Here is a 19,165-nt window from a genome sequence, read left to right as displayed (position 1 = left end):
CCTCACTCCTTCGCTTGATCAACCGGCCGAACAAAAATTTCAACACGTCGATTTTTTTCACGATTTTCCGCTGTGTCATTCCCAGCAATCGGTTTGAACTCCCCGTAGCCCCGAGCGCTAAAAAGCCCCGGATCGAGATGCTCGTTCCCCGTTAGAATCGCCTCCATAAAGTTCACCGCTCGCGCAGCCGAAAGCTTCCAATTTGAGCCGTACTGACTCGTATGAATGGGCACATTATCCGTATGCCCAGAGATGATCCCTTCCATCGAACCGTTGCCTTTTTCAAAAATTTTCCCCAGCTCCGTTGCAATCGCCCGCTTGTCCTCATTTAGCTCCGCACTACCAGACTGGAAAAGAATATCATCCCGAATGGTTACCAGCACCCCTTCCCCAGAATACTTCGTCGTCATTTTCGCCTCCAAATGGGCCTCTTTTATGTATGAATCCAGCTGTGCTTTAAAATCTGCCAGCTGCTTCTCGTTTTCTTTTTTGGCAAGATCTGCAGCCGCCTTCTTTTTCTCCTCATCCTCTTTTTCTTTTTTCCTCTTATCCTCTTCTTCCATGGCTTTAATCACCGCATTCACATTCGGATCATTTGGCGCATCCCCCTTGGAAACATACGCCTGATTCCCCGCGCTGCCTTCTTCCACAATTTTTTTAAAAGCGTTTCCCATCTGCTCAAATTTCTTCGCATCGATTGCGCTGGATGCAAAGAGCACAATAAATAGTGCCAAAAGCAGCGTCAAAAGATCACTGTAAGGAATCAACCAAGTTTCGTCAATATGCTCATCATGCGGTTTCTTGCGCCTCTTGACCACCGATTGTTCCCTCCATCTCTTTCGTTTTCTCCCCTTTTCCACTCAGTAACACTTCTTTCTCTTTCGGACTTAAAAAAGACAGCAAGCGCTCCTCCACCGTTCTGGGTGCATTTCGTTCCTGAATCGAAACCAGCCCCTCGATCATCATATAACGCGTATGAACCTCAATCCCCGACTTCACCTTCAGCTTATTACTGAACGGCGTCCAGATCACATACCCCGTGAATATCCCAAAAATCGTACAGATAAAAGCCGCTGCAATCGCCTCACTCAGCTTATCCGGATTCGACATCTGCCCCATCGCATGAATGAGCCCCATCGCCGCCCCAAGCACCCCAAGCGTTGGCGCATAGGCCCCCGCCGACGCAAAAATTTTAGCATACCTGGCGTGTCGCTCCTCCATACTGGCCACATCTTCTTCCATGACATCACGCAAAAATTCAGCAGTCGACTGACCGTCCACCACCATCTGCATGCCGCGTTTCATAAAAGGATCCTTGATTTCCTCGATTTCACTTTCAAGCGCCAGCACACCACTTCGTCGAACAGTATCTGCATAATTCTTAAAATCCCTCAGAATATCTACTTTTGACGGCCCGCGATCTTTCATAAACAAGATCTTAAACAGTTTCGGCGTCACCTTGACATCACTCCACGGATGCGCCATCAAAACAGCTGTAGCCGTCCCCACCAAAATGACAATCAGCGCCTCTGCACTAAAAAGCATCGCCAGCGAAATATGCTGGATGGTAAACGACGCAACAATGACCAAAACTGCCAGAATCAAGCCAATAATCGTCGTGATCTCCATTTTTTTCATTCCTCTCCCGCTATTTTTAACTTACACGTTCTACTTCATTCAGCCAAAACGCCAGCAACTTTTGCTCCATATCCGGCAAATGGACAAAAAAACTCTTGATATTTTCCGGCCCATGGAAAGCCTGCGTGCGAAATTCCGTCTCTCTTTCCCCGCGAATCCCCAAATAATAAAAGGAACCCACCCGCCCCAACTGAATAAACTTTTCCGCAAGATGGTAGCCCGCCGTCTGTACCGTTTCAAATTGATTAGGCAAATAATCGCCCGTTTGTAATTCAAGCATTAATACTTGTTCAAGCAGATTCGGCTTGTCCTCAAATACTGCCAGTTGCGCCAACTTCTCTTCTCGTAACATGTGTTTCCTCCCGTTTCAACATATTTTTCGGTAAAAAAAGTTATCCACCGACTCAAAGCCATAACTAGACGGATTCAAAATCTGCTCCGAGCCGCCAATAAATAAGATACCACCCGGACGAAGTGCCTTCTGAAACTTCTGATACACCAGTTCTTTTCCTTCCGCCGTAAAATAAATCAACACATTTCGACAAACAATCAAGTCAAACCCATTGTCATAACTGTCCATCAAAAGATCATGCTTCTGAAAACGCACATGTTTTTGAAGATCCTTCTTAATTTGATAATAGGTCGGTTTCTTTTCAAAACTCGTCAAAATCTCCGCATGCGTCATTTCACTCAATTGTTTTTCTGAATAATGCCCCAAAACCGCCCGCTTTAAAATCTCCGCCTCAAGATCAGTCGCCAAGATTTCATAATTCAAATTTGCCTGCATGCGCTTCAAAATAATCGAAAGTGTATAAGCCTCCTCGCCACTGGAACATGCGGCACTCCAAACCCGAAGCCGCGCATATCTTTCCTCAATGAGCCTTGGAAGCACTTGTTTTTCCAGCGTATCCCATTTGGCACGATTGCGGAAAAATTGGGTGACATTAATCGTGATCATCGCCATGAACTCAGCCAGCAGTTGCGAATCCGCCCGTAAATTTCGTAAAAAAGCATGGTAATTTTTAATCTGCTTCTTCTCCATAAACCCCATGATCCGCCGCTTCATCTGTGTTTCTTTATAAAAAGTCAGATCCAGCCCCATCTCCTGTTTGATCGCCTGTGCAAAAACTGCATAATCCTGCCGAATATCCGTATACATGTGCGGCCCCTTTCTCCATTTTAAATTACGGACGAGTCAGCCCCGTCGCTTCCTTGTCATACACCTTGTCAAACATTGCCATAACATTGCTCGAAGCCTGCACCATCCGCTGATCTTCCATCAGTCCAACCATCTGGGCACCCAAATCCACATTGCTCATTTCCAGAACGCCATTTTGAATCGTGCCGCGCCCATCCGGAAGTGCAAGCGTATCCATTCCTTCCAGCTGCATCTTGCCCCCGCTAAACTGAACCAAACGCCCCTTATCCGCCGTCTGAACAAACTTCGTGGCCAGCTGTGCCAAAAAGGCCCCCGTTTCCGCATTATAAATTCGACCATCCGCTGAAACCTGCAGCTTTGTCCCGACACCCACACGAATCTGTGCACCATTTTTATCCAAAAGATGAGCGCCCTCCACCGTATGCAAATAGCCATCAGCATTGACATGGAGCTGACCGCCACGACTCAGATACGTTTGCCCTCTAAGCTCCGTGACAAAAAAGCTTGCCCCAGCATCCGGATCCAGATCACGAATAAAAAAATCCTGATCCCGCCCTGTAATATACGTGCTACCCGGCTTCAAATTCACATATGTTTCTTCCGGACGAACCGCATATTCTGTCGTCCCAATCGCGCGTCTACTCGCATTATCCTGAAACATCACCGTCTTCTTAGAAATTGGTGTCGTCGTCATCTGATCGAATTTAAATCCACTTGTGCTGCTATTCGCCATATTATTCGACCGGACATTGATCTTCTGCATATTCGTCATCATACCTGCCGCGCCAATGTATAAGCCTTTCACGTCACCGTCTCCCCCTTTGCATTCTGATAAAGCGCCTCGGCAAACCAGCGCCGCTTCGGCTGAAAAATATCTGCACTGATATTCTGCCCGTCCGTCATATAAAGAACCGGCATTGAGCACTCCTCCATCACGGTATAGACTTCACCAAACCGCCTCGTCTCATCCATTTTCGTAATAATCAGACCATCCAGCGGAATCTCATTCAATTTAGGCAAGATTTCCAAGACATCCTGGCTGCTTGAACCCGATGAAAAGACAAAACAGGTCAAATCCGGCCGAACCTCGCGACTATATTCAAGCAGTTCCGCTCGTGCTTCCGCCTTCAAATAATTGCGCCCCACCGTGTCGATTAAAATATGATCCACCTGATGTACATATTTCAAATAGTCAATCGCCTCGTATAATTCTGCCGGCGTCTCAGCCACCATCAGCTCAGCATCAAGCTTTCCCGTATAGCCCTTAAACTGCTCGACAGCCCCTGAACGAAACGTATCCGTCGTAATAAAGCCCACCGATCGCCCCTGCTTCATCAGCTGATAGCCCAGCTTGACAAGCGTCGTCGTCTTCCCGACCCCCGTTTGCCCAACCAGTGAAATCACCCGGTGCTTCTTTAAATCAAATGCCGCCTCTTCCGGAAGCCTGCCCGTTAAAAACGGTACAAACCATTCCCCGATATCATCAGGATGCATATTTTCGACCGATTGAAAAACCACGCGACCCGCTTTAGTAAAATCAGCAATATATTTATCCGCCAAGCCCGCATCACGCAACAGCCGAACAAAAGCACTATTCGCCTCCCGTTCCGTCCGCAGCTTTTCCGAAAGGACCTGGTTCGCACTAGCCAGCTCCGCCTTGAGTGCCGCCAGTTCCTCCTCCTGCTGCCGTTTTTTCTCAAGCAGCGGCGTACTTTGTGTCAATTCAGCTCCATTTTTCAACATCTCAATCAATTTTTCTTTTTTTAGCAAGGCTGGTTGGGTTCGCTTTGAGGAGGGCATCGCCGCCTGCACCAGCTTCTCTTCAAATCCCGCAGCAGAAGGCTGGGCAATCGTCACATATTGCGTAATGACAGCCGTCACTTCATAGGTCTTTTTGAAAAAGCCCTCTCTTGTCACCCGTTCATCCGTGATTTTATACGGCCCACTTGAGACCGCCCGAATCTTTTGATGCAGCTTGCGTTTAGACGTCGCTTTAAAAATTTCAATACGTTCCACCGTTTCTGTCGCCATTTCAAAACCTCCCTAAGTCGCCTCAATCAGCGCGATTTGTTCAACCTCCGTCTCTGGCGAAAGCTCACTGATCGACAAGACCGGAATCTCGATCTGATACCGTTCAAGCGCCCGAACAAAACCAAAGCGAAAATCTTTTCTTCTCGTCAAAACAACCGGCTCCCGTCCCGTCAGCTGTGCTTTTTCCAACTTTTCCTGCAAATGTTTCATCACTCGAAGCTCTTTATCAAGTTCCCAGTTGAGTGCATAGCCATAATAAGGCGTCGTAACAATCTCACTTTCCATTTCAATTTGGTCATCCAAAAGCATGGCATAAATTTTCCCATCTGCATTTTTCGCCTGTTCACAAATCGATTTGGAAATCCGCTCCCGCACAAAAGATGTAATTCCATCCAGATCATTCGGATAGATCGTCTGTCCATCAATAATGCCCTCCACAATCGTCGGCAAGTCGCGAATGGAGATGCCCTCTTTTAAAAGCTGCTTCAAAACGCCCTGAATCAGCGCATAATCAATCTCTTTTTTCTTGATCTCCTCAAGCAGTACTTCATTCTCATCCGCCAGCCCGTCAAGCAGCTCCTTAATTTGTTGCCGCATCAAAAGGTCATATAAATTCTTCCGCACCGTCATATCCAAATGGGTAATCAAAATACTCAGCGGCTCCAGCACCTGATAATTCTTCATCTGCGCCTCTTCCAAATCATTCGGCATGATCCAGTAGCCCTCTTCGCCAAAAATCGGATCTTTCGTCGGCTCGGCATTCAGCTCTTCCATCACGCCAGGCGTCTTAAGCGCAAGCAGCTGCCCCGCTTTCAGCACCCCTTCCGCCGCCTTGACTCCCTTGATTTTGATCACATATTTGCCGCGCGGTCGAAAACTCGTATTATCTTTAAAATTGATCCCCGGTACGCCAATCCCCAAATCCTGCATGATCGACTTCCGCATCAGAATCACTTTATCCTTTGCCGTCTCCCCCTGCACCTTCTGCTTCACAAGTGCCGCAATATTCAGTCCCAGCTCCACGACCACCGGATATTTTTCCTGACTCGCACCAAATGCCTGCTGATGTTCTTCCTCCTGACGCCGATTTTCCGCTTGAATCTCCGCCATTTCAGCAGCAAGCTCCTTTTCATGCGCCTTCTTTAACCCCTGTTGTGTCCGGTAACCAAGCGCAAGCAGCAGCAAGCCAATCCCCGCAAAGGGAACCAGCGGCAGCGGACTAAACACACCCATCAGAATAAACATGCCCGCCAGTGAATAAACAACGATCGCATTATTCATCAATTCCTTAAAAATACCAACCGCAACGTTATCCTCATTCCCATCAAAGACCCGCGTCACGATAACCCCCGTTGACATCGCCATTAAAAGGGAACCAATCTGCGAAACAATCCCGTCTCCAATCGTCAGCTCCGTATATTTAATCACTGCCTCTGATAAACTCAGGCCCCCCTGCATCATTCCCACAATTAAGCCAAAAACAATGTTGACAATCGCCAGAAGCACCGTAAAGAGCACATCCCCCTTTACGAATTTCCCCGCGCCATCCATCGCACCGTAGAATTCCGTCTCCATATTAAGACTTGCCCGCTTGTTTCGCGCCTCTACTTCCGTAATCATCCGTTGATTCAAATCCGCATCAATCGCCATCTGTTTCCCCGGCAAAGCATCCAGCGTAAAACGCGCCGCCACCTCAGCCGTTCGCGACGAACCATTCGCCACAATAAACTGAAACACGATCAGGATAATAAAAATCACAATCCCAACAACAAAATTACTGCCAATCACAAAATTACCAAACTGCTGAATAACCTGCCCCGGATCTCCCGTCGTCAGAATCGCTCGCGTCGTTGAAATATTGATGGAAACCCGAAAAATTCCCATCAGCAGAAGTAAAGTAGGAAAACTCTTGAGCTCACTCCATTCCTTGATAGAAGTTGCCCGCATATAAACCAGCACTGAAAGCGCCAAAATGGTCACAATCACCAAATCCAGCACAAACGGCGGAAGCGGTACGATCAGCGCAATCACAAATGATACAGCGATAAGAATCGCAAAATATTTTTTCAACTGTGCCATTTTTCCCCTACTCCTTTTTTACAAGCTAAGCTCGCCCTGATCCATGAGTTCCTTCATGATTTCAATCACTGCAGCATACAGCTCTTCATTTATGTATTCATCCGGATTCATCGTAAAGTAAATCGTCCGCGCCACACTCCGATTCGTTATCATCGGCACCCCTTCCGCTTCCGCAACCTGACGAATAAAAAGCGCCAACTCGTCCTCTCCCTTCGCCAGCAGAAACGGCGCATGATCACGCGTTTTATCATAGCGCATCACAACCGACAAATGCGTCGGATTATTCACCACAAACGTCGCATCCGCCATTTTTTTCGTAATCGCCCCTTGGAGAAGACCACGTGCGATGCTCCTTTGCCGCTGCTTCACTTCCGGTCGCCCTTCCGTATTCTTAAACTCATCCTTGATTTCCTGCTTAGACATTCTAAGACCCTTTTTATATTCATATTTCTGATAGATATAATCGAGCAAACCAATCGCCGCCAAAATCAGCAGCAAAGCCAAGAACTCATTTTTAAAAAGCGCGATGATCTGTTGCAGTGAATACAGCCAATTTTGCCCCGTATAACTGATCAGTGTATCCAGATGATCCCGAAACCCCACATAGGCCACATACGTCAGCAAGCCAATGATTAAAAGTGATTTCGTAATCTCGACAATCCCTTTCAAACTAAACACCCGTTTAAAATAATTCGCCGGATTCATTCTCTTCCAGTCCGGTTTGATCGCCTTTGTAGTAAACAAAAAGCCCACCTGCGCCAAATAATTGACGATTCCAAGAACAAGTACCATCGCCATCACCGGCCACAATACCCGAACAAGCAGTCCTACATATGTATACGCATAATGACTAAGCCCCGCAAGACTCGCCTTCTCTTCCAGTAGCATCCGAAACCCCGTTACCGTATTTTCTACAAACAGATGCCCGAAAAAGTAAAGCAGCCCCGCAATCACCAGCGTTGAAAAAAGATTCGTCATTTCCTTACTGCGCGCCACATTACCATCCTGCCGCGCTTTTTTGATTCGTTTCGGCGTCGCTTTTTCCGTTTTATTGTCCTTCGCCAAAACCCCCACTCCTTTTACGAGACCAGCGCTCCAAAAAATTGCATATACTGCTGAATCAATTCATCCGTCAAATTTTTAAAAACCAGACTGAGAATCGGCACAGCGCAAAATAAAACAAAAATCCCAAAAGTGATCTTGACAATAAACGCATTCATAAAGACATTGATCTGCGGCGCCGACTTTGAAATCAGCGCCAGAATCGTATTGACAATAAAAATACTCCCCATAATTGGCAAAGCCAGTGATACCGCAGCTGAAAGAGAAAAAGCCAGTGTAGCCGCCAAAAGATCGATAAAACTTTTTTCAAATAAAAACCCGATATTCGCTGTAAACGCAAAAGACTGCAGTAAATAATAAATCAGATAATCAAGCCCGCCCAGCGCCAGAAAAATGACCACAAAAAAGGTATCCAAAACAGCCGCCGTAATCGAATTTTGCGTCCCATAAGCCGGATCAATCAAATTCACCTGTGAAAACCCCAAATCATAGTCAATCATAAAGCCAGCCATTTTAGGCACCAGCGCTAACATTTCCACCAATTTTGCCAGCGCCAGACCGAACACAATCTCACTCGCGATCCGAATAAAAAGTGAAATCAGATTATTCAAACTAGAAACATCCACCTGATCCGCCACCGCCATCGCAAGCGCGACCCCAAAAATCGTTTTCACACTATTTGGAATCCCTCTCCCCTTTAAAAGCGGAAAAAAGAATAAAAAACTAGCAATTCTAGAAAAAGCAACCGAAAGCTGCAATAAATACTGAAATTCCATGTTTACACCTGAATCATCGTGGGTATTTTGGAAAAGATGCTGATAAATAAATCGGACATATGCTCAAACATCCACGGCCCCAGAATGAACAGGGCTACCACAAAAGCGATGATTTTCGGTAAAAAAGTGAGCGACTGATCTTGAATCTGCATCATAGCCATCAGGACTGCCACAATAATTACGACCACCATACACACAATCGATACCGGCAAAATCAACATCAATGCTTCATAAAAAAATTGCTGAAAAACTTCTGTAATCGGTGTTAAATTCATCCTCTGCACACCTTTCTAAAAATGCACCGTCTCAAGCATCATATTGGTAATCAGTCCATATCCGCCAATAAATATAAAGACCAAAATTTTAAATGGCAGACTGATCGTCATCGGCGGAACCATCATCATCCCCAGATACATAAGAAGCGTGCTGACAATCAGATCAATAAAAATAAAAGCTAAGTAGATAAACATCCCTGTTAAAAAACCTTGCGTGATTTGCGTTAAAATAAAAGCCGGCATCAGCGCCAAAAGTGGTGCATCCTTTTTATCCTTCACCGGTTTTTCACCCTCAGCCTTTAACATCATGTTGATATCATGTTGATAAGTATTGTTTGCCATGTAAGTTGACAGAATCGGTTTAGTTTCATCCCAAACTTTTTCAGCAGACCAGTTATTTTTTTCAGCAGGTTTATACACCTCTTGATACCACTCATTAGCAACCGGCTGCATCATAAAAATCGATAGAAAAAGTGCCAACCCGACAAGCACTTGGTTCGGCGGAAGATTCATCGCCCCCAGCCCCTGCCGCGTTAAGCCTAATACAATCACACAATAAGTAAAGTGCGTAAACATCAATACGATAGAGGCAGAAAGCGAAAGAAGGGTTACTAAAACAAAAAGGCCCACTCCCGAACTAAAACCGCCACTTCCATCTAGCCCAAGCGAATCCAACCATTCTGCCGCGTGAACCGGATGGCTAAATAACAACAAACCACTGAAAAAGGAGAAGCAAAAAATACATGTGAAAAAAAACACGTTCTTCTTCCGATTAACTTTCTTCATGAACTTGCTCCCTTTCCCGTAATCGCTCAGAAAACGAAGCATTTTTCTGAAGATCCATCGTTTTTATCGCATGAGGTGAGAGAATCGTTAAATATTCCTTTCCATTCACTTCCAGAATCACCGCACGTGTATCTCGTGACAGTGGCAAGGCATCTTTCACAATCAACTGACCATTTTCACTTTTCTTAAATTTAGTTGATTTTTGACTTTTTTTAACAAGAAAATAGGAAATTCCAGCAAGAAATGCAAGTAACAGAATAATTTTTGCAAGTGATAAAAAATAGTCCATGTTTAAATGATGATTAAAACACCCTTTCCTCCCCTCAAGAACGATAATTTAACGTTTTTTTATATTTCGTCACCAAGTTGTCACAATTTGGTGGTTGCAATAGTAAATTTTACACCAAATACGAAAAAAATCTACTGTTTTTTGAAAAATACTTATCTATTGAAAAAACATAAAAATAACTGGTTTTATCCTGTTAAACCGCTTAACCGCTTTATTATTATTGAATTATTTTTTTATTTTATTTTTAAAAATAATTCAATAGACCTAAACCATACTAACTATCTGTGTTCACTTTACACATCTTCCATATATTGGTATTATTAACCTAAGCAGATTTACGACTGATAATAATAAGAGAGGTATGTGATTCTATGCCTAAGACTGAAATAAGAAAATTACTCGATGAAATAAAAAAACAGGTAGACAATCCCAGTTCCAATCCCGAACAGCAGATTAAAGACATCGCAAGTGAAACTGCTACAAATGTGGATGAAGCCACTGCCATATACCAAATGATGGGCGATTTTTATAAAGAAGTTGAAAATCGCGGCGGAATAGAAAAATACATTCATTCATCCATCAGCTGGCTTAAAATCGAACTTGAGCTCTTAAACGCCTGTTATCAAATTGCCATCTCACATGACATGAAAGTAATGGATATTTCGGAGATGCTCAGCTTGAATGATCTTAGAATCTTTCCAAAAACACCTAGCCAGCTACAAAACACCTACTATAAGTTAAAAAAAGAAATCATTCAATTTGAAGATATCCAAAAAAACAAACCTGGACGCAAAAGAAAATCTGAAAAAGATAAAAAGCAAAAAACAAATATTTTTGGACAAGCAGTTCCAGTCTCATCGGCTACACCCTCGTCGCTGAAAGAAAAGATTCACTTCGACAAGAACAAGGAAAAAAATCTAGTCGATCTGCTTAGCGGCATGAAAAGCAACGTCCAAATCTTAAGCGAAACAACCGGCAACCACAACGTCTATGATTTACTGAAAAGTATTTATTCGCTCTCCTCTCTAGCCGTCCAAAAAGAGGAACTCGATCGAAAATACCAAACACTTCAAAATGAAAATGCCGAACTTGAACAGCAAATTTTCACCCTGAAACAGCAAAACGAAGCCTTAACAGAAGAATTTCACACTTTGGCCAAGCAGGTGGCTCAATTTGTCTATGCCGACGATGTAGAGCAAATCAGTGCCTTACCGCTATTTACCCAAGAGTCGATCGTCGCACTTAATAAGCTTGGTGTATTTAAAGAAAATTACAAAGACATGTAACAATTCTGAGGAGGATCTTGTCATGTATATCGAAATCTATCTAACAAACGGTGAATCCATTCGCCTTGACGATGATGCAAAAATTGACGGCACATTCATCCATGAGCTTACAAATAAACAAATTCAAGCGCTGTTCGCCCAAAAATGCATTGAACTGACCAAATACGACCTCACATACTTTGTTAACACTATTCAAATTGCCTACTTCCAAAAAGGCGAAGGAATCCGTTAATTAGATATCCCACCCCAAATTGTCCAACGCGATTTGGGGTTCTTTTTATTTTTTGTAAATTTATTAACAATTTCATTACAATTACTAACAACTTTGCATAAAGTTCCTCAAGCTCCTCCATTTCCTCTATAATGAAAAAAAGTCCAAAGGAGGAATTCTAATGCCCCTATTCGACCTTTTCAAAAATCTGGCTGGGGAAAAAATGACTGATTTTATGAACAGCAGCGGTGAAAAAATCCAAGATACCGCAACAAATGTAACTGAGGAAGCACAAAATCTGACCGACCAGCTTCCCCCCGAAGAATTCACCAACCGCATCGAAGAAGGAGCTTCCCAAATGAAGGACCAACTCGATCCCACTTCCTATATCGATCAAGCAGCGAATCACTTTGGCCAAGTAGCAGATCAAGCCAGTGACCAGCTGAACGGAGCCGGTGACCAGCTGAACGGAGCCGGTGAACTGCTCGATTCAGTCAAAAATCTGTTTGGCAAATAGTTGCACCCATGCCTTCTTTGCACTACAATAAAACAGTAATCTAAATTTTTCACAAAAGGAGCTTTTCAATTATGGGTTTATTTAACAGCATATTAGGCAACGCAGGCGGAATGGAGATTCATGATGCCGAAGAAGCACTGAAAGATGTACTAATTCCCGGCGAGAACGTGGAAATGGCGTACAAACTTGTTCGAGATATGATTATTTTTACCGATCATCGTTTAATTTTGATTGATAAACAAGGCGTTACAGGCAAGAAAACAGAATATAAATCGATTCCTTTCAAAAGCATCAGCCGTTTCAGCGTAGAAACAACTGGTCATTTTGATTTGGACGCTGAACTAAAAATCTGGATTTCGAGTGCTCTTGAACCAGCAGAAGTCCTTACTTTTTCTAAAGATAAACATGTAGATGATATCCACAAAGCACTAGCAGTAGCCGTTCTCGGCAAATAAATCGTTCGCGAATAATCTAGCACATCAAACAGAACTTTATTTGATCATTCAATTTGATCAAGTAAAGTTCTGTTTTTTTTATCCCTTTTTAAAATTGTCCACTCATTAAAAACAAAAAGACTAGACATTTAAAAATAAATGAGTATAATTATAACAGAAAACGTTTTCAGATTATCTTGACTGGGGGAGTTTTAAAATGAATCGATTTATGGAGCTGCTTGGAAACAAATTAATGCCCATTGCAGCAAAGCTTGGAGAGAACCGCTATCTCAGCACTTTACGTGATGCATTCATGCTCGCATTTCCACTGACAATGTTTGGATCCATTGCGGTCGTCTTGATCAACCTGCCATTTTGGAGTGATGAATTTCGCGAAACACTCAATCAATACTTAGGAAACGCCCAAAATGCCACCATGAGCATTATGACGCTATTCGTTGTGTTCGGGATTGGCTATTACTTATCCAAATATTATCATGTCGAAGCCATCTTCGGCGGTGCCATCGCCCTTGCCAGTTTTCTTATTCTGACACCTTTTTACTTTGACAGTCCGAACGGTGAAGTCATCACAGGCGCACTTTCACTCGACCGTTTGGGTGCAAAAGGCATGTTTATCGGCATGCTGTCCGCATTTGTTTCAGCTGAGATTTACCGCTTTTTCGTTCGCCGCAATTGGACAATCAAAATGCCCGATGGTGTTCCGCCAGCAGTTGCCAAATCTTTTGCAGCACTCGTTCCTGCCATATTGACCCTTTCCATTTTCCTGCTCATCAACTTTATTGTCCAAGCTGGATTTCAAACCAATCTGCATGATGTCGTCTACTCTGTCATCCAAAAACCGCTCGTTGGCCTAGGTTCTGGCATCATTCCAACACTGATTGCCCTGTTTTTTGTCCAAGTACTCTGGTTCTTCGGTCTGCATGGACAAATTATCGTCAACTCTGTTATGGACCCGATTTGGAATACCCTAATGCTTGAAAATTTAGACGCCTATAAAGCAGGTGATGCACTGCCGCACATCATTTCAAAACCCTTCCTGGAAGTCTTCACTGTTGGACTAGGTGGTTCAGGCATGACACTGGCCGTCGTGATTACACTTGCTTTCTTCATGAAGAGCAAACAAAGTAAAGAAATCGGTCGACTTGCACTCGGCCCCGGACTTTTCAATGTCAATGAACCCGTCCTATTCGGCCTGCCAATCGTTTTAAACGCCACCATCCTCATTCCATGGGTCCTAGCGCCACTAGTTGTCACTGCACTCAACTACTTTGTCATGAGCATTGGACTCGTTCCAGCGCCAACAGGTGTCTCCGTTCCTTGGACGGTTCCAATCGTCATCAATGGTATTTTAGCCACCAACTCTTGGCTTGGCGGAGCATTACAAATTGTCGATTTTCTCATCGTCTTTATCATCTGGTATCCATTCCTAAAAGTGCTCGACAAAACGAATTTAGCCCGTGAGACCCTTGCAGAAAACGATAAATAGTTGCTTTTTTAATCCCCTATGCTATAATTTGCCTAGAAAAGACTAGACATTTTATGAACTTACGGAAAGCTAGGTGATAGCATATGGTGAAATACGAACAAATCGCAGCTGATATTCGTGAAAAAATTTACTCAGGCTACTACCCGCCAGAAGCTCTGCTACCTGATCAGTTGACTCTTTGCAAGACTTTTGACTGTAGCAGAATGACCATCAAAAAAGCCTTTGATATTTTGGCAATGGAAGGGCTCATATACAGACAGCGCGGTTCAGGAACTTATGTCATGAAAAATGCGCTTGCCAATAAAAAAGACATTACCTTACGTGAATATAACGGCCTGACAAAAATGATGGGCAAAGAACACATCACCAGTAAAATCATTCGTTTTGACGTTTTGTTTCCCGACGAGCGAATCGCCGAACAACTACTCATCAAAACCAGCCAGCCCGTCTATTCCCTCATTCGATTACGCCTTTTAGACAGTCAGCCATATGTTTTGGAACACACCTATATGCCAGTGGATCTTGTGCCAGATCTGACCCCTGACATTCTTTTAGGCTCGATTTACGCTTATCTGAAAGAAGGTTTAGGCCTTGTAATGAGCGGTGCCTTCCGAAAAATCAACGCAGATAAACCCTCCAACTATGATCAAAAGTTTTTAGCCTGTGATGAACACGATCCGGTTCTCGAAGTTGAGCAAGTCGTCTATCTGAAAGACGGCCGACCAATTGAATATTCCCGTTCACGCCATCGCTATGACACTAGAAGCTTTGTCGTTCTAGATCATCATGAAATCTAAAAAAACCGCTGTTTGAGAGAAATCCTGACTTCCTCAAACAGCGGTTTAAATTCTTTCGTGACACAGAACAATCCATCTACAACGAAAAAGGCTGTACCAAATGGCACAGCCTCTTTCAGCGCAATCAAAAGGAGAAATTCACACAATCAAATAAAGGGGGTATTTGTTTGTGATTTATTTCACGGTACTAATATATCATATTTCCCTTACAAACTCAATACTTCACAAACTTTTTTTTGAAAGCCAACATTAATAATTCTTAGCATTTTACTCCAATTATCAAAAAGAAATCACTACTACAACCTCCAACTGTTATACCCTCATCTCAAAACAAAAAAACAGCACTCCATCTCAATCCATTAAATAGCCAAAAAAGTGTTTTTCACTCTCCATTTCAAATCATAACAATAGATTCCCCTAATATAAAAAAACTGAGACTTCTCATTTAGAAAGTCTCAGTTTTCATTGGAAAGTAGCTATCTTTTTTTCATATTTTTACTAAAAAAATATTTTTCACAATCATTTCACGAGGCTTTCCAATTCTTCCAGACGCTGCTCAAAAACCTTCAAAGCATCATCAACAAATGCAGGCTTCGACATATCCACCCCTGCACGCTTCATAACTTCGATTGGAAAATCTGAGCTTCCCGCCTTTAAGTAATTCAAATACCCAGTCACAGCCGGTTCACCTTCTGACAAAATCTTGGCACTTAAAGCCGAAGCAGCTGAAAATCCTGTCGCATACTGATATACATAGTAATTCATATAGAAGTGAGGAATCCGCGACCATTCATATCCTATTTCATCATCATAGGTCATTGATTCCGTCCCATAATATTTCTTATTGATTTCAAAATACGTGTTCGTTAAATATTCAGCTGTTAACGCCTCACCATTTTGGTCTGCTACATGGATCTGATGCTCAAACTCGGCAAATTGCGTCTGCCGGAAAACCGTTCCCTTAAAGCCATCCAAATAATAATTCAACAAGTAAGCCCGAACTTCTTTGTCCTCATATTTCTTCAGCATATAATCCATTAACAAGTTTTCATTTGTCGTAGAAGCAATCTCTGCCAAGAAAATCGAATAATCCCCATAAATATAGGGCTGATAATTCCTCGTGTAGTAGCTGTGAACACTGTGTCCCAGCTCATGAGCCAGCGTAAACACATTATTAATATTATCCTGCCAGTTCAACAGAATATACGGATTCGTACTGTAGGCACCCGATGAATAGGCCCCACTACGTTTTCCTTTATTCTCCACTACATCGATCCAGCGCTCGTCAAACGCCTTTCTAAGAATTTGCTGGTATTCGTCCCCAAGAGGTTTTAAACCTTCTAGAACAAGCTCTTTGGCCTCCTCAAAAGTGAATTCCATCTTAACCTCACTAGAAAGAGGCGTATAGAGATCATACATATGCAACTCTTCTAGCCCCAGAAGTTCTTTCCGCAATTTTAAATACCGATGCAGTAACGACATATGCTGATTGACCGAATCCAGTAACGCATCATACACCGTCTCTGGAATATAATTGCCAGAAAGTGCTGCCTCCCTAGCCGACTTATAGCCTCTTGTCGATGCGTAAAAATTAGATTTCTTCACTTGACCGCTAAGTGTCGAGGCTAATGTATTTTTCAGTCCTTCATACACCTCGTACATACCTTTAAAAGCATCCTGACGAACCCGACGATCACTACTTTCAATTAATTTTCCATAACGACCATGTGTAATCTCAATCTCTTCCCCATTTTCACCTTTGATTGTTGGGAATTTCAGATCCGCATTATTCAATGTATTAAAAGTCTTTGATGCATTCCCCATCACTTCGCCAGCACTTGCCAGTATCGCTTCTTCTTTTTCACTCAAAATATAAGGCCGACTTAGATTTAAATCTTCCAGCAGATGCTTGTAAAGACGTAAATCCTCATTTTCCTCTAAGAACCCATCTAGCTTCGCCTCATCAATTGCTAAAATTTCTGGATCAAAGTAAGCCAGACCCGAGATAATTTTGGTAAAAAGGCTGCCTACTCGGCTGTACAAGCCCTGATATACCGCATTCGTCGTATCTTGATCCATTTTCAAATGGGCATAAACATACAAATTTTCCAGCTGATCATACAGCTCATCGCGAAACTTTAGTGCACCTAATAAATTTTCTGCACTTTCGCCTAGTTTACCTTGCCACTCGGCGCTTTCTTCACCTTTTGCTGCTACTTGTTTAAAAGCCTCTTCAAAAGCTTCATCTGTAGCAAAAATAGGCGTTAAATCCCATTTCATCTTTTCCGGCACCTCTTCACGCAATGGAAGAGCTGCTGCCTTGTTTTCAGCCATCAGCCGATCACTCCCCTACAACAATATTCTCATTAATTATGAGCCAAAACACGCGAAATTGCAAAAAAACAGAATTTTTCACTTGCTAGCATGCCAATTCGCTCTTTGTATCAATCTTTTAAACAAATACTGCTCATCATCTATTTGCACAAGCACCTGCTGCTTCTCCAAATAAAGCAGATATTCTTCTAACAAAGACCAACAAGCCCGCTCCGATAAATAAATGGTTTTAATCGGCTGAACAATTTTTTGAAAGCATGCCCCAACCTGTCGTTTCGTAAAAATATTTCCCGCGGATAACTGCTCAAAAAAGTGACTATAAAGCTGATACTGCCATTCAATTGCAGGAGTAATAACCAAAAATTGACTATTTAACTGTACGCCTATTTCTTTTGGCAAACTATGCAGCGTCAAGCCACTTGCATATAAAGTGCGCATAAAATTTCCTCTAGCTTTATATTTTGCATAGTAATAACAAGTTTTTTGACGCTCCAGTTGCAGATTCTGTTTTAAGTAAAATTGACGAAACCGGATTCGTCCCACTGCTTTTTTCATATCCGTCTCGCACCAATCGAGCGGCAAATCCATCACCGAAGCAAAAAAACGGTTGCCCCCTTCATAAGTTAAATGATAATAAAGACGTAAACACTGCTCGCTGACAGAGAAGCTCCAAAGATAATACCCCCACTCATCAGACTTACGAATAAACGCCTTTTGAAAAGCGGTTAAATGATAGCGACCCTTACACATTTCAAGCGGTTGTCCAAGAATCCATTCAACCCGAAGTCCAGCTTGCATATAATCATGTGTCCGATCGATCAATTGGCTAATAGGAATTGTCGCACATTGAAATTCGATCGCTATTTTCTGATCAATTAATATATCCGCCTGTCTCGCAATGGTTTTCAAATAATGCTCCAAGGAAATTTCATGCCCTTGCCGTAAAAACCAATCCGCTAGCAACCACTTCCCGCTTAAATGTCGTTCACTTTCTCCTTCCGAAGCAAAACTGCACTTTGAAGAACGCTTATGAGCAAAATGAGGCGTCTTAAGCGGCCCCGCCTTAATCACTAGCTCCTCCTGACACGCCTGACAAAAATAGGCACTCTGTTGCGTCTTCAAATAGGCCACATTCGCGCGTGTTACCGTATAAGACCTGCCTTGATGATCCTGTGCTGTAAACATCTCTTCGCCTCTTTTCCTTTTACTTTATTAATTCCCCCTTTCTTTTTGTTTTCCTTCTAAATTTGCCAAAGTTAAAAAAAGACCCGATTTCTGCTTTTTTCTAAGCAAAAATCGGGTCAAAATGAATTATTTTCCAAAATACTGCTGAATTTGGCTTAAAGCTTCATCAGCAAAAATAACTTTACCATATTCTTCTAGCAGGTAACCAGTCAAATTCGACTCGGCTCCATATTCTAGTAAGATGCTTACCGCATTGTCAATGTTTGATTCATCATACTGTGCTTCTGGGAATTCTACATACAGATAATATTTATCTTGATAATGATAGAGTTTTGAAGCGATACCTTTTAAACCTGTTGCTTGACTCATCGTGATAATATCTTCAAAATCGCTAAACGCTAAAATAAACTCTAGCGTGTCCTCTTCATCCGGTTCTTCTTTTTTGTTTGGATTGAAATTTTCTTCAAGCAACTTTTCAATTCGCTCATCAGCCATACCACCAGCTTCCGGCATATTTATATCAAAACCGCCTTCCGCTTTACCTGCAATGCTGGCTTTTGTAACGAATACCTCCAGACCATGCTTCAGCGCTTGTACTTGTATCCAGAGCGGACCTTCAGGAGCGAACTCTTCTTCATACTTCAGTTCATCCATCATTTCCCAGAAAAGTTCTTCACTTTTCTCACGGTCATACCAGACATCTTCTTGGTTAAAGCCACGCTCTTCCAAATCCAGATAAGAAATGTAAAACTTGATCGTATCTTCATTAATGCGTTCAATTTCCATCGTCACACTCTCC

General features: G+C 42.9%; 21 protein-coding genes. 6 read left to right on the top strand and 15 right to left on the bottom strand.

The genetic code is table 11. The annotated features are described in order from the left end of the window. Positions 1-2 precede the first annotated feature (2 nt). From CS921_RS05600 to CS921_RS05545, 12 genes are read right to left on the bottom strand one after another with little or no spacing between them, the layout of a single operon-like run. Positions 3-818: a flagellar motor protein MotB gene (locus CS921_RS05600; RefSeq protein ID WP_099222078.1), complete on the bottom strand. Its 816-nt coding sequence runs from the start codon at positions 816-818 to the stop codon at positions 3-5. After that, on the bottom strand, positions 790-1,629 hold the full coding sequence (gene motA, locus CS921_RS05595; protein ID WP_099222181.1) for a flagellar motor stator protein MotA: 840 nt from the start codon (positions 1,627-1,629) through the stop codon (positions 790-792). The genes CS921_RS05600 and motA overlap by 29 nt, the downstream gene beginning before the upstream one ends. 25 nt (positions 1,630-1,654) lie before the next feature. Then, positions 1,655-1,990, bottom strand: coding sequence for a DUF3964 family protein (locus CS921_RS05590; protein ID WP_099222077.1), 336 nt, complete (start codon positions 1,988-1,990; stop codon positions 1,655-1,657). A 15-nt stretch (positions 1,991-2,005) separates the two neighbouring features. Continuing rightward, complete coding sequence (locus tag CS921_RS05585) at positions 2,006-2,797, bottom strand: CheR family methyltransferase (protein WP_099222076.1); 792 nt, start codon at positions 2,795-2,797, stop codon at positions 2,006-2,008. Positions 2,798-2,822: 25 nt separating this feature from the next. Next, positions 2,823-3,602: a flagellar hook-basal body complex protein gene (locus CS921_RS05580; protein WP_099222075.1), complete on the bottom strand. Its 780-nt coding sequence runs from the start codon at positions 3,600-3,602 to the stop codon at positions 2,823-2,825. Next, positions 3,599-4,828 (bottom strand): flagellar biosynthesis protein FlhF, encoded by a 1,230-nt coding sequence (locus tag CS921_RS05575; protein WP_099222074.1) that lies wholly within the window; start codon positions 4,826-4,828, stop codon positions 3,599-3,601. Before CS921_RS05575 ends, CS921_RS05580 begins: the two co-directional genes overlap by 4 nt. A gap of 12 nt (positions 4,829-4,840) precedes the next feature. Further along, positions 4,841-6,907 (bottom strand): FHIPEP family type III secretion protein, encoded by a 2,067-nt coding sequence (locus CS921_RS05570; protein WP_099222073.1) that lies wholly within the window; start codon positions 6,905-6,907, stop codon positions 4,841-4,843. Positions 6,908-6,925: 18 nt separating this feature from the next. Beyond that, positions 6,926-7,972, bottom strand: coding sequence for an EscU/YscU/HrcU family type III secretion system export apparatus switch protein (locus CS921_RS05565; protein WP_099222072.1), 1,047 nt, complete (start codon positions 7,970-7,972; stop codon positions 6,926-6,928). 14 nt (positions 7,973-7,986) lie between these two features. After that, positions 7,987-8,745: a flagellar biosynthetic protein FliR gene (locus CS921_RS05560; RefSeq protein ID WP_099222071.1), complete on the bottom strand. Its 759-nt coding sequence runs from the start codon at positions 8,743-8,745 to the stop codon at positions 7,987-7,989. 2 nt (positions 8,746-8,747) lie between these two features. Then, on the bottom strand, positions 8,748-9,020 hold the full coding sequence (locus tag CS921_RS05555) for a flagellar biosynthetic protein FliQ (protein ID WP_099222070.1): 273 nt from the start codon (positions 9,018-9,020) through the stop codon (positions 8,748-8,750). A gap of 15 nt (positions 9,021-9,035) precedes the next feature. Further along, entirely contained in the window at positions 9,036-9,806 is a 771-nt protein-coding gene (locus CS921_RS05550; protein ID WP_099222069.1) for an EscR/YscR/HrcR family type III secretion system export apparatus protein, read from the bottom strand. Beyond that, positions 9,793-10,095 carry a flagellar motor switch protein FliN gene (locus tag CS921_RS05545; protein ID WP_099222068.1) on the bottom strand — a complete coding sequence of 101 codons (303 nt, stop codon included), beginning with the start codon at positions 10,093-10,095 and terminating at the stop codon, positions 9,793-9,795. Before CS921_RS05545 ends, CS921_RS05550 begins: the two co-directional genes overlap by 14 nt. Before the next feature lie 371 nt (positions 10,096-10,466). On the opposite strand from CS921_RS05545, the gene CS921_RS05540 reads away from it, so the two are divergent. From CS921_RS05540 to CS921_RS05515, 6 genes are all read left to right on the top strand, one after another. Then, a complete protein-coding gene (locus tag CS921_RS05540; RefSeq protein ID WP_099222067.1) occupies positions 10,467-11,381 on the top strand; it encodes a DNA-binding domain-containing protein in 915 nt (304 codons plus the stop codon). A 22-nt stretch (positions 11,382-11,403) separates the two neighbouring features. Beyond that, entirely contained in the window at positions 11,404-11,613 is a 210-nt protein-coding gene (locus CS921_RS05535) for a lmo0673 family protein (RefSeq protein ID WP_099222066.1), read from the top strand. Positions 11,614-11,773: 160 nt separating this feature from the next. Beyond that, on the top strand, positions 11,774-12,109 hold the full coding sequence (locus CS921_RS05530; RefSeq protein ID WP_099222065.1) for a hypothetical protein: 336 nt from the start codon (positions 11,774-11,776) through the stop codon (positions 12,107-12,109). 71 nt (positions 12,110-12,180) lie between these two features. Beyond that, on the top strand, positions 12,181-12,564 hold the full coding sequence (locus CS921_RS05525; protein WP_099222064.1) for a PH domain-containing protein: 384 nt from the start codon (positions 12,181-12,183) through the stop codon (positions 12,562-12,564). Between the two features lie 196 nt (positions 12,565-12,760). Continuing rightward, positions 12,761-14,050, top strand: a complete 1,290-nt coding sequence (gene celB / locus CS921_RS05520) for a PTS cellobiose transporter subunit IIC (RefSeq protein ID WP_099222063.1) — start codon at positions 12,761-12,763, stop codon at positions 14,048-14,050. Positions 14,051-14,133: 83 nt separating this feature from the next. After that, positions 14,134-14,847: a GntR family transcriptional regulator gene (locus CS921_RS05515; RefSeq protein WP_099222062.1), complete on the top strand. Its 714-nt coding sequence runs from the start codon at positions 14,134-14,136 to the stop codon at positions 14,845-14,847. Positions 14,848-15,366: 519 nt separating this feature from the next. Here CS921_RS05515 and pepF read toward each other — a convergent pair. The 3 genes from pepF to mecA all read right to left on the bottom strand — a co-directional run bounded on the left by pepF (position 15,367) and on the right by mecA (position 19,152). Beyond that, a complete protein-coding gene (pepF, locus tag CS921_RS05510) occupies positions 15,367-17,181 on the bottom strand; it encodes an oligoendopeptidase F (protein WP_099222061.1) in 1,815 nt (604 codons plus the stop codon). A gap of 78 nt (positions 17,182-17,259) precedes the next feature. Then, positions 17,260-18,366 (bottom strand): competence protein CoiA family protein, encoded by a 1,107-nt coding sequence (locus CS921_RS05505; protein WP_099222060.1) that lies wholly within the window; start codon positions 18,364-18,366, stop codon positions 17,260-17,262. A gap of 126 nt (positions 18,367-18,492) precedes the next feature. Next, the gene (gene mecA / locus CS921_RS05500) at positions 18,493-19,152 is read right to left on the bottom strand and encodes an adaptor protein MecA (RefSeq protein WP_099222059.1); all 660 of its coding nucleotides are present in this window, start codon (positions 19,150-19,152) and stop codon (positions 18,493-18,495) included. Positions 19,153-19,165 lie beyond the last annotated feature (13 nt).

Origin of the sequence: Listeria costaricensis (genome assembly GCF_900183385.1) — a bacterium.
In the GTDB taxonomy this organism is placed as follows: Bacteria; Bacillota; Bacilli; order Lactobacillales; family Listeriaceae; genus Listeria; species Listeria costaricensis.
This window is presented reverse-complemented; position numbering and strand designations above follow the sequence as displayed.

Coding starts and splice junctions, on each gene's coding strand:
- motA (WP_099222181.1), bottom strand. CDS start 1,629: ATGGAGATCACGACGATTATTGGCTTGATTCTGGCAGTTTTGGTCATT.
- CS921_RS05590 (WP_099222077.1), bottom strand. CDS start 1,990: ATGTTACGAGAAGAGAAGTTGGCGCAACTGGCAGTATTTGAGGACAAG.
- CS921_RS05585 (WP_099222076.1), bottom strand. CDS start 2,797: ATGTATACGGATATTCGGCAGGATTATGCAGTTTTTGCACAGGCGATC.
- CS921_RS05575 (WP_099222074.1), bottom strand. CDS start 4,828: ATGGCGACAGAAACGGTGGAACGTATTGAAATTTTTAAAGCGACGTCT.
- CS921_RS05570 (WP_099222073.1), bottom strand. CDS start 6,907: ATGGCACAGTTGAAAAAATATTTTGCGATTCTTATCGCTGTATCATTT.
- CS921_RS05560 (WP_099222071.1), bottom strand. CDS start 8,745: ATGGAATTTCAGTATTTATTGCAGCTTTCGGTTGCTTTTTCTAGAATT.
- CS921_RS05555 (WP_099222070.1), bottom strand. CDS start 9,020: ATGAATTTAACACCGATTACAGAAGTTTTTCAGCAATTTTTTTATGAA.
- CS921_RS05550 (WP_099222069.1), bottom strand. CDS start 9,806: ATGAAGAAAGTTAATCGGAAGAAGAACGTGTTTTTTTTCACATGTATT.
- CS921_RS05545 (WP_099222068.1), bottom strand. CDS start 10,095: ATGGACTATTTTTTATCACTTGCAAAAATTATTCTGTTACTTGCATTT.
- CS921_RS05540 (WP_099222067.1), top strand. CDS start 10,467: ATGCCTAAGACTGAAATAAGAAAATTACTCGATGAAATAAAAAAACAG.
- CS921_RS05535 (WP_099222066.1), top strand. CDS start 11,404: ATGTATATCGAAATCTATCTAACAAACGGTGAATCCATTCGCCTTGAC.
- CS921_RS05530 (WP_099222065.1), top strand. CDS start 11,774: ATGCCCCTATTCGACCTTTTCAAAAATCTGGCTGGGGAAAAAATGACT.
- CS921_RS05525 (WP_099222064.1), top strand. CDS start 12,181: ATGGGTTTATTTAACAGCATATTAGGCAACGCAGGCGGAATGGAGATT.
- celB (WP_099222063.1), top strand. CDS start 12,761: ATGAATCGATTTATGGAGCTGCTTGGAAACAAATTAATGCCCATTGCA.
- CS921_RS05515 (WP_099222062.1), top strand. CDS start 14,134: ATGGTGAAATACGAACAAATCGCAGCTGATATTCGTGAAAAAATTTAC.
- pepF (WP_099222061.1), bottom strand. CDS start 17,181: ATGGCTGAAAACAAGGCAGCAGCTCTTCCATTGCGTGAAGAGGTGCCG.
- CS921_RS05505 (WP_099222060.1), bottom strand. CDS start 18,366: ATGTTTACAGCACAGGATCATCAAGGCAGGTCTTATACGGTAACACGC.
- mecA (WP_099222059.1), bottom strand. CDS start 19,152: ATGGAAATTGAACGCATTAATGAAGATACGATCAAGTTTTACATTTCT.